This window comes from Acinetobacter sp. YH12070 (assembly GCF_013419625.1).
Classification (GTDB): Bacteria; Pseudomonadota; Gammaproteobacteria; order Pseudomonadales; family Moraxellaceae; genus Acinetobacter; species Acinetobacter amyesii.
Window position 1 is genome coordinate 18,004 of sequence record NZ_VOZT01000002.1, and the last position, 15,116, is coordinate 33,119.

Here is a 15,116-nt window from a genome sequence, read left to right on the forward strand (position 1 = left end):
ACAGCCGATAAATTGAGCTAAAGAGGCAACCATATAAATATACAAGCTAAAGCAACAGCGCTTTGATAGTTACGTTTTAGCTTATCGTATCTTGTGGCAATTCCTCTAAATTGTTTTAATCTACAAAATGCATTTTCAACTAAATGTCTGATTTTATACATATACCAGTCCATATCATCATTGCTAGATTTGGCATTTGATCTTCGAGGAATGTTTGCTTTCGTATTACTTTCTCTAATTTTCTTTCTGAAACTTTCTGAATCATAGCCTTTATCTGCACATAGCATTTCTGACTCTGTTAAATCTAATTTTGATACAAGATCAGGTGCAACCTTAATATCATGTGAAGTTCCATCTGAAATAATAAATTCAATAGGATTACCATTTGAATCGATTGCTAAATGTATTTTTGAACTATTACCACCAATACTTTTGGAAATACTTTGATTCTTAATAGCAGCTGAATGTTGATGCGCTCGTACATGGCTCCCATCGATAAAAATCCACTCTTTATCAGCATGCTGGCTGAATAATTTAAAAATATTCATAAACTTACTATTTTAGACCATCGATTATATTTCTTAAAAATAGAATTTGATTTACCAAACTCTTGAGGTAAATCACGCCAAGGACAGCCTGTTCTAATTCGAAATAAAATCGCTTCAATAAAATTCCGTAAATTTAATTTGAGATAAATATTAAAGTGACGGAAAATAGCAAGTAACTTGGACCAGTGTTGATCATTTAGCATTGTTCGAGGCATAGCGAGTGTAAAATTGGGTTTGGCGATTTAATTTTACTATCTCGCTATTTTTTTAATCAACAAATGTCAACAGACCCTATAAAAAAGTCTTCTTTTTGAGTTGTAGCTCTTTAACATATATGAATAAAACAACTGCGGTAACAAAAAAAGCTAAATATAAAAATTTAGAAAAAGCTAAAAAACTTCAGAAAATAATTTCAAATTCTAAAGCTGTGATGGATGTGACGGAAAGAGATTGTAATAAAGCAGGTATGCCTGTTTCTTAACAAGAGTTAGCTACATGAATAGGAATTAATTTGAATGGTAGTAGTACTGTTTCATTTACGTAGAGAGAGTATATACGGCATTGGCGGAGATGCTTAACTACACTAAAAAGTTAGTAAATATATCATTGGACTACAGCCATAAAATAAGGAAAACCTAAAATGGCAAATTCATGGGGAATACCAAAGCACATAGAAGATGCGGTCTCGGAGCGAGACCTGTGCCGTGTATATTGCGGCAAAAAGTTTGGCACTGAAAGAGCCAACAAGAAGTCTTGGGAACACATTATCAACGATATAAGAATTACAACCTTAACCAATATTGCATTGTGCTGTGTTGGCTGCAATGCATCTAAAGGCAATAAAGACTTAGCAACTTGGTTCCACTCTGAGAATGCTCGAAAAAGAGGTGTCAACACTGAGACAATTGCAGATGTCATCAAAGTAGCTTTAGATAGTTAATAAATCTTTTAAATACTACAAGCCCTATAAGACACCCGATCAATCACATTTGATTATTGTATTGATCTAATAATTTAAGCTTAGCATCTGATTCCACCATGAGTACCCAAACAAAATTCAGGTACTCATTTTACGAAGTGACCACCTGAAACGTGGCTAGTGAAATCATTGGAAATTTTCTAGGAATTTTATATAATTCATTACTTTTAGACATAAAAAACCCCAAGTCTTAATAAGCTTGGGGTCTTTTAGAATTTTGGTCCCGAGGGTCGGACTCGAACCGACACATCATCTCTGATAGTGGATTTTGAATCCACCGCGTCTACCAATTTCACCACCTCGGGAAGGTGTTGAAACGTATAATAAACTGTTTCAAAAACTTGTCAACGCATGATGTTCTCATTTGATTAAAAATAAACCGTATAAGAATTTTTAGATGGATAATCCATCAATTTCAGCGTTAAAACCCAAAAAAGCTTATACTAAGCCAAATTTCATTATCCCCTTTTCAGATTTCTTAACATGCAACTTTCTGACTTTAACTTCAATCTCCCTGACGAACTCATTGCCCGCTATCCGCTTGAAACACGTAGTGCATCACGCCTGCTCCATCTCGACCTGAATGGCGAATACCACGACCATCATTTCACTGACATTTTAGACTTGCTCAATGAAGGTGACTTATTGGTACTGAACGATACCAAAGTGATGAAAGCTCGCTTAAAAGGCAAACGCGCTACAGGTGGTGCAGTTGAGGTTTTGGTTGAACGTATTCTTGATCCAAAAACCGCACATTGCCACATTAAAGCCAGCAATACGCCTAAAGAAGGTGCGGAATTATTTATCGGTCCAGACGAAGTTAAAGTGACCGTTCAAGGCCGTCATGAAAACTTATTTGTTGTGGAATTTTCACAGCCTATTTTACAAGTTTTAGATTTATACGGTGCTTTACCGATTCCGCCTTACTTTAACCGTGAAGCAGAAGCGATTGATACCGAACGTTACCAAACTGTTTTTAACGATCCGACCAAATTGGCTTCAGTTGCAGCACCAACAGCAAGCTTACATTTTGATGAAGCGCTACTCAAAAAATTGGCAGACAAAGGCGTAAATAAAACCTTTGTTACCTTGCATGTGGGTGCTGGTACATTCTTACCCGTGCGCACCAATGACATTGAAAATCACATCATGCACAGCGAATGGTGTGACGTATCAGAAGAATCTATGGCTTTAATCCGTGAGACAAAAGCACGTGGCAATAAAGTCATTGCTGTCGGTACTACAGCGACTCGCGCGACTGAAAGTGCCGCTCAAGCCAATGGCGGCGAACTCAAGGGTTGGACAGGTGATACGCAAATCTTTATCTACCCTGGTTATGAGTTCAAAGTGGTCGATCGTTTAATTACCAACTTCCATTTACCTGAGTCTACCCTGCTCATGTTAGTTTCAGCGTTGTCTAATCGAGACAATATTTTGAATGCTTATCACCATGCCGTCGACAGCCAATATCGCTTCTTTAGTTATGGTGATGCGATGTTAATTGATAATATTAACCACAAATAAAATTACGCTGAAATCATCCCTATGCCGATAGATTCTGTAAAACACTCCATCCATATTCGTCGAAAAAAGAATGCTGTGGTTTTTCAGAATATCGCTCAGCTCTGGGATATAGGCCGAAACGCCAAAACTCACCAAGAGCTCCTCGATGGGCTGCATCCATGGAACGCACCCATTACGCTCAAATTTGAAAATTTACTCCCCCTAGCTTTAGCTGCGCTGGGTATCGGCTTCATGCTGTTTATTGTGATTCAGCCCGATCATGGCTGGGCACAGCTCTGCTTTGCTGTGGGGTTAGCCATGGTGTTCTGGGCCTATATCAGCTATGAAAAAGATGATCCGCTCGAAGAAGTTATTGCGTTTTTAGAAACCGAATGCATTGCCAGAAAATACCAACTGGCTTTTAACCGACAGCCTCAATACATTTCGATGCCACTGAATAATCTACAGTTTATTGGCAATCTTAAACGCATGTTCCCCGTGTTTAAGCAAGGCAGCCTTTCGAATGACATTCAGACCTTCGCCAGTACGGTTTGGGAAGATGAAAATCAGCAACAGCATCAAGTCATGGTCTTTCATTATCACTATGTGAATGAACTGAAAGTACGTGACAAAGACGGTGATGAAGTCACGGTTAAAGAAATTCATAAAGACCTGTGGGGCGTATTTGTTTTTGATATTGGCATCCATGGTCTTGCCGTATCTGCAACAGGCAAAAACTTTGGCTATCCCTATAGTTTTCATTGGCACAGCAGCGACATTCAAACTAATCAAAAATTAAAGTTTTATGGCGAGAACCAAATGGAAATCGCTAAATTGCTCAGCCCGGGCTTTGTCCTCCGACTGGCGGATTTTTTTCAAAACCGTGAAGGTGATCTGCTATTTCATCCGAGCCACCGCATAATGTGCTATCTTGGCTCTACAGATTTATTTAAAGTCAGTAGTAAAGCAAAACGAATTCAAGATGTTTCGGCATTGCGTGGACATCTCAGAACCTTTAAATTAAATGCTTTAGAAAATTTGAAAAACGATTTAACGCAGTTTTTAAAATAGATTTCATACAATAATGTTTTAACTTACGACCTTTTATCTTGAGGATAAAATTTTATGGGGCTTTTGATCTTTGTTTTAATCATCATTGCATTGTTGATTGGTGCAATCATGATTCGCAACAACATTGTCCGACATCACAATGCAACCATTCGTGCATGGTCAGATGTAGCCAGCTATGAACGTCAAAAAATCAAAATTTTAGATGGATTACAGCCTTTGGTTGAGCAATATTCCAATTTTGAACAAGGGACTTTGGCAAAAGTCACTGAACTCCGTCAAAATATTATGAATTTGAACGTAAATAGTACCGATGTCAGCCAATTACAGCGTATTGAAGCCTTAAATCAAGATCTAATGCGCAGCCTGAATGTTGTGGTTGAAAACTATCCAGAGCTCAAAGCCAATGATATTTATCTGAAAATGATGAATGAAATTGAAGAACAAAACGAAAATGTCGGTGCGGCGATTACTATTTTTAACCGCAACGTCGAGTTGTTCAACAACCACATTCAAGTGTTTCCTAACAATATTATTAATACGCTATTGCTGAGTAAAAAAGCGGTTCGCCCTTTCCGCGATCAAGCTGCCAGCCAAAATTTTGATTATCGTCCGAACTTTTAAGTTCGGGCTTTAACGTACCAAAGTAAAAAAATAATGATGAGGTGATCAAGCACCTCCAAAACTAGAAAGAAAAATAAAATATGCAAAATCAAATTAATGCACTGAAAAATGTGCTGATTCAGGCGTTTTTCAAACTCTATGAGCAGCACCAAGACGACCATATTTACGCATGTACGTTGGTGTTCAATCCCTATTTTTCCATGGACTATATCGCTGTCTCTACGCAGCGTAGTGTTTTTGCCGAAGATGAAGATTCTGCTCAATATCTTGCAGCGCATGATCGATGGAATGTGTCGAAATGGCGCTATCGTAGCCTACCGTCTTTAAGTCAAGACTTGGCGCAGTTCAAAATGACATCGGTAAATGAAGTGGGTCTTTTAGACCTTGATCCATCTTCGATCGAAAGCATAATAAAGTCTGAATCGGCTAACCATCTTTCAATCTTGCTCAATGCCATACAACAAACAAAAGTCGACTTGGCTCAGTCCTATGGCATTGAATTGGACAATATTCTGTTTTTTATCACGGTGCCGACACAGCCCGAAATAGAGATTTATTCAGCTCAGGTTTTAAATCCTCCAAGTACACAACTTGACGATTTTCTTAAATCCAAACAACCGCTCAAACTCGACAGCTTACCTAAACGTATGAAGCTGTCTCAGTATGATAAAGACCTGCTGATTGATTTGGCTCAAATCGTTGAAATACAACCTTATAACTATTTACATGTAGCTAATGAAGTCTATCTTTTAAGCTTAGAAAAAAGCTATGCAACCACGAATCCTTATATTCAAAAGCTTATTGACAGTATCGTGGCCATGACATCGGACCCGAAAGGCACATTTGCGATGGAAAAAGAAGAAATTTTGCAGCGAATTAACCAGTTCTATTTTAATGCCAAGAGTTCAGATGAAGCCTTGTCACAAGACGCAATCTATAAATTTACAGACTTAACACCCGACAAAGCTAGCGTTTAACCGCAGAATCAAGGAAAATAGAGCACTTTTAGCACTCTTACCATCAGCGAACTGTTTTTTCGCCTTGATCTGGACCTTGTATGAAGTTTGAAAAATTGGCGCAATCGGGCCGTGCTCGTCGCGGCCGTTTAACCCTTGAACATGGTGTTGTTGAAACACCTATGTTCATGCCTGTTGGTACTTACGGTACTGTAAAAGGCATGCTCCCACGTGACATTAAAGAAATTAAATCCCAAGTTATTTTGGGTAATACTTTCCATTTATATCTACGCCCAGGCCTAGATGTTATTCGTGAACATGGTGGTTTACACCAATTCATGAAATGGAATAACCCGATTTTGACAGATTCAGGCGGTTTCCAAGTCTTCAGCCTTGGCGCTATGCGCAAAATTAAAGAAGATGGCGTGACTTTCCGCTCTCCAATTGACGGCTCTAAAGTCTTTTTATCTCCTGAAATTTCGATGGATATTCAGCACACGCTGAATTCAGACATCGTGATGATTTTTGATGAATGTACGCCTTATCCTGCGACATATGAAGAAGCGCAAAAATCACTGCAGCTTTCATTGCGTTGGGCGAAACGTTGTAAGACTCAACATCATGACGTGCTGAAAAACCGTAATGCCCTGTTTGGAATTATCCAAGGCGGCATGTACGAAGATTTACGTGATGAATCTTTAAATGGCCTGAAAGAAATTGATTTTGATGGTTATGCGATTGGCGGCTTGTCTGTTGGCGAACCAAAAGAAGAAATGATCAAAGTATTGGATTATCTTCCAGAGAAAATGCCTGCGGATAAACCACGTTACTTGATGGGTGTCGGTAAACCAGAAGATATCGTAGAAGCGGTTCGTCGCGGTGTCGATATGTTTGACTGTGTGATGCCAACTCGAAATGCACGTAATGGTCATTATTTTGTGACCGACGGTTTAGTGCGTATTCGTAATGCCAAATATCGTCATGATCAAAGTCCGCTTGACCCACATTGCGACTGTTATACCTGTACAAACTTCACCAAATCTTATCTCTTCCATCTTGAGAAATGCGGCGAAATGCTAGGTTCGATGCTCGGTACTATTCATAACTTACGTTATTACCTACGTCTAACTGAAGCGATGCGTGATGCTCTTGACCATGGCACTTTTGATGAGTTTGTTGAAGACTTTTATCGTCGTCGCGGCATGGAAGTGCCACCTTGTCCTCAAGATTAATTCTTTCAGCATTTGCGCTGAAGAAAAAGACAAGGTAAATTGCTGAACAAGTCCAATTTATTTATCAAAGTATTGATAACCAGTTTTTTTAGTTTAGGAAAATGAAATGAGCCTTTTTATTTCTACTGCTCACGCGGCAGGTGAAGCTGCACAGCAACCAAGCATGATGGCAAACCTGTTGATGATTGCGGTATTTGTCGCAATCTTCTACTTCTTGATCTGGCGCCCTCAATCAAAACGTGCAAAAGAACATCGTGCACTAATTGAAAGCCTAGGTGTTGGTAGTGAAGTTGTTTTTGCGGGCGGTTTAATGGGTAAAATCACAAAAATCGAAGGTGATTTTGCAGTTGTTGAACTGAACCGTGGCGTAGAAGTAAAAGTACAACGCGCAAGTGTGATTTCAGTTCTGCCTGAAGGCACTCTAAATAACCTTTAATCAAAAAATAAGTCGTGCACCCGCACGGCTTTTTTCATTTTAAGAAGAAAACGAATGCGTTACCCAGCATGGAAATATCTACTGATTCTAGTGGTACTAGTCATCAGTACATTATATGCCCTGCCAAGTTTGTATCCTGATGAACCTGCTGTTCAAATTTCAGGTGCCAAAGCCGGTACCCAGATTGATCAAAGCATCGTACAAAAAGCAGAGCAGATTTTAAAATCTGAAAATATTGCCAGCCATGACAATAGCTTCACCAATAATGCCGCTTTATTACGTGTTGATTCGAGCGAACAACAATTAAAAGCGAAAGAAGCACTGCGTCGTGGGCTCGGTGAAAATTATGTCGTCGCATTAAACCTTGCGCCTACTACGCCAGAATGGCTACAAAAAATTGGTGCTAAACCAATGAAGCTGGGTCTGGATTTACGTGGTGGTGTACATTTCCTACTTGAAGTGGATATGGATAAAGCCATTTCACAACGTATGGAAACGTCTGCGGCTGACTTACGTCGCCAACTTCGCGACAATAAATTAAAATTCAATAGCTTATCTTTGAACAACAACACCATTACGATGCAATTTGCAAATAATGATGACCGTTCTGCAGCTATGGATTTCCTTCGTCGTAACGGCAATGAATATACTCAACAAGCGGTTGCAACAACTGAAGGTTCAACACTACGTTTAAGCTACACAGATACACGTAAACAAGAAATTCAGTCTTATGCTGTCAACCAAAACTTAACAACTTTACGTAACCGTATTAACGAGTTAGGTGTAGCGGAAGCATTGGTGCAAACTCAAGGTAGCAACCGTATTGTGGTTGAATTACCGGGTGTACAAGATACTGCTGAAGCAAAACGTGTACTTGGTCGTACTGCAAACCTTGAGTTCCGCTTAGTTTCTGACTTAAATGATCAATACATCGATCCATACACAGGTCAAGCAAAAGGCTCATTACCTCCGGGTACCGAAGCTTTTGCTTATGAATCTTTGGACAGTGGTCGTCAATTATTGCTTAACCGTAACCGTATCTTAACGGGTGAACGTGTACAAAACGCGTCATCAGGTTTTAGCCAAGATACAGGTGGTGCTGAAGTAAACATTACGTTGGACACTGCAGGCGGTAAGTTAATGTCTGAAGCTACTCGTAATGCTGTAGGCAAACGAATGGCAGTTTTGTTCATCGAGAACAAACAAAAAATTAGTTATGTTGCTGATCCTGCAACAGGTACACAAACTGAAGTTCGTACACCTTATACCGAATCTGTGGTCATCAATGCGGCAACTATTCAAGCCGTATTAGGTTCTCAGTTCCGTATTACTGGTCTGGATTCACCTCAAGAAGCATCTGAACTTGCATTGATGTTACGTGCAGGTGCTTTGGCAGCGCCAATGTACTTCGTGGAAGAACGTGTGATTGGTCCGAGTCTCGGTCAAGAAAACATCGACAAAGGCGTATTATCAACTCAAATCGGTTTCTTATTGGTTGCTATTTGGATGGTGGTCTTCTTCCGTGTGTTCGGTTTGATTGCCAACTTTGCTCTCGTGGTTAACCTTGCCATGATCTTAACTATCATGTCTTGGATTGGCGCATCCCTCACCCTGCCGGGTATTGCAGGTATCGTAATTACCATTGGTATGGCGGTCGATGCCAACGTACTGATCTGTGAGCGGATACGAGAGGAAATTAAATGGGGTGCCTCACCGAAACAGGCGATTGTTGCGGGTTATGATCGTGCGTATAACACCATCTTTGACTCCAACTTAACCACATTCTTGGTTGCTTTCATTCTGTTTGCAATTGGTACAGGCCCGATTAAAGGCTTCGCGGTTACCCTAATGATTGGTATTGTGTGCTCAATGTTCACAGCAATTACTGTGACACGTGCAATCGTACAAATCATTTATGGTAAAAAACGTAACCTGAAGAAGTTGAGCATTTAGGAGATCTAAGATGACTGAAAATACTCAACCGAAACAATACGGCCGTCCTGACAACGAGCGCATTATTCCGTTTATGAAGATTGCCAAACCGGCAGCCTTGATATCGATTATTTTAACGCTCGCAAGTATCTTTTTTATTTGCACCAAAGGTCTAAACCTCGGTTTGGACTTTACTGGCGGTGTGGCAGCAGAGTTGAACTATAGTCAACCAGTAAAATCTACCGATGTGAGCTCAGCGCTGACAAAAGCTGGTTTTAAAGACCCTGTGGTACAAACCTTAGGATCTGACCGCGACCTGATGGTTCGTATGCCAGTTCAAAAAGACATTGAAGCTGAAGACCTAACCAAAGCCATTACGACTGCCGCTCAATTGCCAGGCAATAAAGCAGAAGTACATAAAGTTGATGTGGTTGGTGGTCAAGTCGGTAATGAACTCTACGTGCGTTCTGCGGGCGCTGTTGGTCTTGCCCTACTGCTCATGCTGGTTTATGTCACTATTCGCTTTGAGTTCAAACTTGCGATGGGCGCTGTACTGTCTTTATTCCACGATATCGTGGTGACCATTGGTATCTTTGCTATGATGCAGTGGCCGTTTGACTTAACAGTTTTGGCTGCGCTACTCGCGATTATCGGCTTCTCGCTCAACGATAACATCGTTGTATCTGACCGTATTCGTGAAAACTTCCGTAAGATTCGCGGTGCTGAACCTCTTGAAGTTGTGAACAGTGCTTTGACTGAAACACTTCGCCGTACCATTCACACCTCTATGACACTGTTACTGGTTGTTGTAGCGATGATGGTACTGGGCGGTGATGGTCTGAAATGGTTCTCTGTTGCAATGTTTGTTGGTGTATTTGTGGGTACATATTCATCAATTTACATTGGTACAGCCTTCGCGTTATGGCGTGGCCTGAACCGTCAAGACTTCATTGTACAAGTGAAGCCTGAATTTGAAGAAGAAGAGATTCCTTAAGCCTTTCAACTTATAGTTCAGATCAAAACCCATCTTCGGATGGGTTTTTTTATGGCGTATTTATATAAATTTATATGAATAGTATTAAGCTGAAAATCAGCCTATTTCCACACTCTAAATTCTATTTTTCAATGCTGAAAAATTTGAATGTCTGGGAATGCAAAACCGTTGCAGGACAGCGCTGAACGCCACGAAACTGTTAACATCGTGCTGGGTAATAAAAAGTTTTGATACGCAAAAGTCCCAATTTCTGGATGGCTGCATATCCCGCCATTGTGCATGGGATGTATCTGCGTATCCAATTCGTTCAAACTTATACGAATACTCAGGCCAGAAGCCTTTAATACGGCCTCTTTGGTGGTCCACACTTTAAACCAGTATTCATCTGAATTGTCCGCCTGCCCCCAGTTTGCCAACTCATTGGGATGAAAAGCATGGCGCGCTAAAGCATCAAAACGCATCTTGCGCGCTAAGTCTTCCACGTCTACGCCTATATCATGATTATGACTGCTGATTGCCAAAGCATAATGGTGCTGGCTATGCGAGTGATTAAAGGCAAGCGCTGCTGTTTGGGCTAAATAAGGTTTACCAAATTCAGTCTTTAAAAAATCTGTGTCTTGCACGGGCCGCTGCATGGCGTCTGAAAGATGTAAATTGCGCTGCTGATAAATTTGCTGTTTTTTATAGGCCTGATAAGCGCGCATATCAGAAAATGCATCGCGCGTTAAAGGCGCAAGTTGAGCAATGGCATTTATAGCACTTGAATGGTTCTTGGCTTATTCATGCCCTGCTCAGCTTGATGTTTATGTTTAAAATACAGTAATCACTTAAAATTTAACGATATCACCTTTCAGCGCTACGCCTGCAATCGCAGTTCCTTTCGCGCATTGATATGTGGTGGTGCTGCGAGTTTCATTTGACTTGTAGAAACTCACCAAGTTAGTTACTGCATTCGCGCCTTTGGCTTTAGCGGTATTTTGGAATTGAATCAATGCAGAACGCAGTACATGGTCACATGAGCTTTCTGCAGATTTGGCAAACCCGTTGGTTTTTTTATTGGTGACTAAACCTTTTTCAATGACTTTACCACCAGATTTTGTCCCTGCCAGATAAAATTTCACAGAACCATCTAGCGTACCTTCAGCAACTGCACGATCAACAGCTTCTTTGAAATTAAAATCATGCATGGCATCTGCTGCATGCACAACGGTCATTGCCCCTGCCATCAATACAGCTGCAGCACAGATATTTTTCAATATCATTATTTTTCCCTCTTTTTTAAATTAAACCTGTTTAAATATCAAGGAGGTATTAATCCCTCCAAATGCAAAATTGTTGCTCATCAGCATGTGCGTTTCTGCTGAACGCATTTCATTGACGATATAATCCAAATCGCCGCAGTCGCTGTCAAGCTGTTCTAAATTTAAAGTCGGCACCAGCTGTTTACGGTGCATCATTTCAATACTCAGCCACGCTTCAATCGCGCCGCAAGCACCTAGCGTATGCCCAAAATAACTCTTTAAGGAGCTGATCGGCTTCTTGCCTAATATGCGCGCTGTCGCTTGAGTTTCAGCGACATCACCTTGATCGGTAGATGTACCGTGCGCATTCACATAATCAATTTCTGAGGCATCTACCTGCGCATCTTTCAGTGCCAGCTCCATGCAGCGTCCCATCATCTCAGAATCTGGGCGTGTTACATGCTGACCATCGGTATTGGTTCCATAACCAATAATTTCTGCATAAATGTTCGCGCCGCGTGCTTTGGCATGTTCATATTCTTCTAAAATCAGACAGCCTGTACCCTCGCCCACCACCAAACCATCACGCTTTGCATCAAAAGGACGTGGAGTTTTTTCTGGGCTGTCATTTTGCGTACTGGTGGCCAGCAGCACATCAAACACCGCAGAACCAGCAGCGCTCAGCTCTTCTGCTCCGCCTGCAATCATCACGGTCTGCTTGCCGTATTTAATGGCTTCATAAGCCTGACCAATCGCCATAGAGCCTGAAGTACAGGCACTGGATGTTGGCAAGGTCTGTCCTTTCAAACCAAAATACACCGTCATATTGACTGCGCTGGTATGCGACATCATGCGAATATAGGTCGTCGCATTCAGCTTGTTCATATTATTATCCAGCAGCATGGCGCCAAACTCACCGACCGCATCAACACTGCCAGCAGATGAACCAAAGGCCACACCCGCTTCGCCGCTATGCAGAATTTCATGGTTGAGCAGGCCAGCATCTTCCAGCGCTTTTTCTGCGCAGACCACAGACATTAAGGCTACACGCCCCATGCCGCGAGTCACCTTACGGTTAAAATGCTTGGGAACGGTAAAGCTCTCTACAGGACCACCCAGCTTACTGCGTAGATCACCATAGATTTCCCAATCTGGCATGTAGCGGATGCCGCTTTTGCCTGCTGCAAATTGTTCAAAAATTTGATCTGCAGTTTCACCCAATGAAGTGATACCTGACATGCCTGTAACAACTACACGTTTCATCAAATCAGTCCTCCATTTACCGAAATCACTTGGCGGGTAATATAGCTGGCATCATCACTGCATAAAAACTTAACCGTTTTTGCCACTTCATCCACTTGCCCCATGCGCTGCATTGGAATCATTTTCAATGCATGTTCTTTGACTTCTTCTATCACCATTTCAGTTTCAATTAAACCTGGTGCTACACAATTCACAGTAATTTTTCGTTTTGCTAATTCCAGTGCCAATGCTTTGGTTGCACCAATTAAGCCTGCTTTGGCAGCGCTGTAATTGACTTGCCCGCGGTTGCCCATCACGCCAGAAACGGAAGATAAAGTGACAATACGGCCGCCTTTTTTCAAACGGATCATCGGCATCATCAATGGCTTAAGCACATTGTAAAAACCATTCAGTGAGGTCGATACCACCTCATCCCAATCATCATCGGTCAAAGCTGGAAAAGCGCCATCACGGGTTAAGCCAGCATTCAGCACCACACCATAAAATGCGCCATGCTCAGCCATATTCTGTTCTAAAATTGAGGCTATATTTTCACGGTCATTCACATCAAACATCAACACATGACTGCTTTGTCCCATGGCCTGAATTTCTTGCGCTACCTGCTCCGCTTCCTGCTGACGAGACCGCGCATGCACAGTGATATCAAAACCAGCTTTTGCCAATTCCAAAGCAATTGCCTTACCTATACCGCGGCTGGATCCTGTTACTAAAATTCTTCTACTCACGTTCATTTCCCAATCGCGTCATTCATATTTTCTGGTTCAAATACACTCAGCATGGCGCTAAAGCGATGTTCTTGATATTCAATTTCACAATTAAACTGGCCTAGACCTTCGTGCAGATAGCTCTGCTCAACTCGAATACGCACGGTATTGCCCACAGCGAAATATGGACAGGGCAACTGCATTTTACGTGTACCCAATAAAAAGCCGACTTTAGGCGGCAAGCCTTTCGTTTGCCCTTTATGTCCCGCATAGGCACTGATGGTTTGCGCCATTAATTCAATGCTGCTCCATGTCGGCAAACCTTCTGCTTCACAAAACATCAACTCAGGTCGAATCTGCAATTCTGCAATGGCATAACTGTCATTGGCTTCAATCAAATGATCTACAAAAACCATCGGTTGTTCATGCGGAATAAACTGTACGGCATCCATCATGGCAAAACGGTTCCTAAAATTAAACTGATATTGCTGCCGCCAAAGGCAAAGGAGTTGCTCATTACATAATGCATCGGCTGCGCTGCATGGCTATTCAAAACATAATTCTGCTGAGCCAAAGCAGGGTCTAATTCACCTGCGTGATGTAAAGGCAGCCAAGATTGATCTAACAGCACCTGCTGGCAAATAAAAGCTTCAATCGCACCTGCCGCACCTAGGCAGTGACCCGTTTTGTGTTTGGTGCTGCTCAGCGCAACTGGATAATCTGCAAAAATGGTCTGCACCGCTTTAATTTCCATGAGGTCATTTTGCGGAGTAGACGTGCCATGCAAATTCAAATAGCTAATATCTGTAGCATTTAAATCAGCAGCATCCAATGCTTTTTGCATCGCTTCTGCCGCACCTCGCCCTTCTGGATGCGGCGCAGAAATATGCCATGCATCCATAGATTCACCACTTGACAGTAGCATCACTGGAGCCGAGTCTTTGGACAATAAAAATAATGCCGCCGCTTCACCAATATTGATGCCGTCACGGTGTGCGCCGCAAGGCTGGCAAATAGAGCTGGATAAGCTTTCCAAACTGTCAAAACCATTCAAAGTCAATTTGCACAAAGTATCTACACCGCCAACTAAAACGGCATCTGCTAGATCTGCATTCAGCAGGCGCTGCCCTGCAGCCATGGCTTTGGCTGCCGAAGAACAGGCAGTTGAAATGGTATATGCAGGACCTTCCCAGCCCAAGTACTGCTGCAGTGATTTCGCCACACAGCCCATTTCCTGTTTATGATGGCTAATCGGCTCTGCAGAAAGTTGCTGAAAATGCGCCTTTAATATTGCTTCATTATCGGCAATGCCTGAAGTCGAAGTGCCAACAATGACTGCAAGGCGCTGCTTTGCAAATTGTGCTGTATAGGCGCGAATATCAGCCTCTATTTGCCGCAAAGCCGTTAAAGCAAATCTTAAATTACGCGAATCTGCAAACTGCAAATGTTCTGGTATGTTTTGCCCTAAGGATGCAGCAGAAGCCCCCACCCAAACCGTGCGCTCCGCGATTAAATCTTGACGCTGCGTTAATGTATTGCCTGCTGTGCACAGTGCATTTTTCAATTCACTGGCATTTTCCCCCAAAGAAGACAAAGCCGCGCTGAACTGTATCCCCACAGCAGAATGGCGCATGAT

At 41.9% G+C, this 15,116-nt stretch carries 17 protein-coding genes and 1 tRNA gene; 10 read left to right on the plus strand and 8 right to left on the minus strand.

What is annotated here, in order from left to right; genetic code table 11:
- Nucleotides 1-17 precede the first annotated feature (17 nt).
- A protein-coding gene (locus FTU17_RS00845) for an IS5 family transposase (RefSeq protein ID WP_180134491.1) occupies nt 18-763 on the minus strand; the annotation gives its coding sequence in 2 pieces (ribosomal slippage) (nt 18-562 and nt 562-763; 747 coding nt in all).
- A 119-nt stretch (nt 764-882) separates the two neighbouring features.
- On the opposite strand from FTU17_RS00845, the gene FTU17_RS00850 reads away from it, so the two are divergent.
- Both FTU17_RS00850 and FTU17_RS00855 read left to right on the plus strand, forming a co-directional pair.
- The gene (locus FTU17_RS00850) at nt 883-1,029 is read left to right on the plus strand and encodes a hypothetical protein (RefSeq protein WP_180009651.1); all 147 of its coding nucleotides are present in this window, start codon (nt 883-885) and stop codon (nt 1,027-1,029) included.
- 159 nt (nt 1,030-1,188) lie between these two features.
- The gene (locus tag FTU17_RS00855) at nt 1,189-1,488 is read left to right on the plus strand and encodes an HNH endonuclease (RefSeq protein ID WP_180009650.1); all 300 of its coding nucleotides are present in this window, start codon (nt 1,189-1,191) and stop codon (nt 1,486-1,488) included.
- Nucleotides 1,489-1,745: 257 nt separating this feature from the next.
- Here the strand turns inward: FTU17_RS00855 and FTU17_RS00860 are convergent.
- A tRNA-Leu gene (locus FTU17_RS00860) sits at nt 1,746-1,832 on the minus strand.
- A 178-nt stretch (nt 1,833-2,010) separates the two neighbouring features.
- Between FTU17_RS00860 and queA the strand changes: the two genes are divergently transcribed.
- From queA to secF, 8 genes are all read left to right on the plus strand, one after another.
- Nucleotides 2,011-3,051, plus strand: a complete 1,041-nt coding sequence (gene queA, locus FTU17_RS00865; protein WP_078191326.1) for a tRNA preQ1(34) S-adenosylmethionine ribosyltransferase-isomerase QueA — start codon at nt 2,011-2,013, stop codon at nt 3,049-3,051.
- Between the two features lie 21 nt (nt 3,052-3,072).
- The gene (locus FTU17_RS00870; RefSeq protein ID WP_180009023.1) at nt 3,073-4,101 is read left to right on the plus strand and encodes a hypothetical protein; all 1,029 of its coding nucleotides are present in this window, start codon (nt 3,073-3,075) and stop codon (nt 4,099-4,101) included.
- Nucleotides 4,102-4,155: 54 nt separating this feature from the next.
- Nucleotides 4,156-4,722, plus strand: coding sequence for a LemA family protein (locus tag FTU17_RS00875; RefSeq protein ID WP_180009021.1), 567 nt, complete (start codon nt 4,156-4,158; stop codon nt 4,720-4,722).
- Between the two features lie 80 nt (nt 4,723-4,802).
- Nucleotides 4,803-5,699: a DUF4303 domain-containing protein gene (locus tag FTU17_RS00880; RefSeq protein WP_180134492.1), complete on the plus strand. Its 897-nt coding sequence runs from the start codon at nt 4,803-4,805 to the stop codon at nt 5,697-5,699.
- A gap of 80 nt (nt 5,700-5,779) precedes the next feature.
- Nucleotides 5,780-6,910: a tRNA guanosine(34) transglycosylase Tgt gene (tgt, locus tag FTU17_RS00885; RefSeq protein WP_180134493.1), complete on the plus strand. Its 1,131-nt coding sequence runs from the start codon at nt 5,780-5,782 to the stop codon at nt 6,908-6,910.
- 106 nt (nt 6,911-7,016) lie between these two features.
- A complete protein-coding gene (yajC, locus tag FTU17_RS00890; protein WP_078191271.1) occupies nt 7,017-7,346 on the plus strand; it encodes a preprotein translocase subunit YajC in 330 nt (109 codons plus the stop codon).
- A gap of 54 nt (nt 7,347-7,400) precedes the next feature.
- Complete coding sequence (gene secD, locus FTU17_RS00895) at nt 7,401-9,299, plus strand: protein translocase subunit SecD (RefSeq protein ID WP_111885819.1); 1,899 nt, start codon at nt 7,401-7,403, stop codon at nt 9,297-9,299.
- A 10-nt stretch (nt 9,300-9,309) separates the two neighbouring features.
- Nucleotides 9,310-10,272, plus strand: coding sequence for a protein translocase subunit SecF (secF, locus tag FTU17_RS00900; RefSeq protein WP_111885820.1), 963 nt, complete (start codon nt 9,310-9,312; stop codon nt 10,270-10,272).
- A gap of 128 nt (nt 10,273-10,400) precedes the next feature.
- Here secF and FTU17_RS00905 read toward each other — a convergent pair whose 3' ends face one another.
- The 6 genes from FTU17_RS00905 to FTU17_RS00930 all read right to left on the minus strand — a co-directional run bounded on the left by FTU17_RS00905 (nt 10,401) and on the right by FTU17_RS00930 (nt 15,113).
- A complete protein-coding gene (locus FTU17_RS00905) occupies nt 10,401-10,976 on the minus strand; it encodes a 4'-phosphopantetheinyl transferase superfamily protein (protein WP_180134494.1) in 576 nt (191 codons plus the stop codon).
- A 123-nt stretch (nt 10,977-11,099) separates the two neighbouring features.
- On the minus strand, nt 11,100-11,534 hold the full coding sequence (locus tag FTU17_RS00910) for an excinuclease (protein ID WP_180134495.1): 435 nt from the start codon (nt 11,532-11,534) through the stop codon (nt 11,100-11,102).
- A gap of 21 nt (nt 11,535-11,555) precedes the next feature.
- Complete coding sequence (locus FTU17_RS00915; protein WP_111885822.1) at nt 11,556-12,776, minus strand: beta-ketoacyl-ACP synthase; 1,221 nt, start codon at nt 12,774-12,776, stop codon at nt 11,556-11,558.
- On the minus strand, nt 12,776-13,501 hold the full coding sequence (locus tag FTU17_RS00920; RefSeq protein WP_180039864.1) for a 3-ketoacyl-ACP reductase FabG2: 726 nt from the start codon (nt 13,499-13,501) through the stop codon (nt 12,776-12,778). Before FTU17_RS00920 ends, FTU17_RS00915 begins: the two co-directional genes overlap by 1 nt.
- 2 nt (nt 13,502-13,503) lie before the next feature.
- Nucleotides 13,504-13,935, minus strand: coding sequence for a 3-hydroxylacyl-ACP dehydratase (locus tag FTU17_RS00925; RefSeq protein WP_111885823.1), 432 nt, complete (start codon nt 13,933-13,935; stop codon nt 13,504-13,506).
- Entirely contained in the window at nt 13,932-15,113 is a 1,182-nt protein-coding gene (locus FTU17_RS00930) for a beta-ketoacyl-[acyl-carrier-protein] synthase family protein (protein WP_257227351.1), read from the minus strand. The genes FTU17_RS00925 and FTU17_RS00930 overlap by 4 nt, the downstream gene beginning before the upstream one ends.
- Nucleotides 15,114-15,116 lie beyond the last annotated feature (3 nt).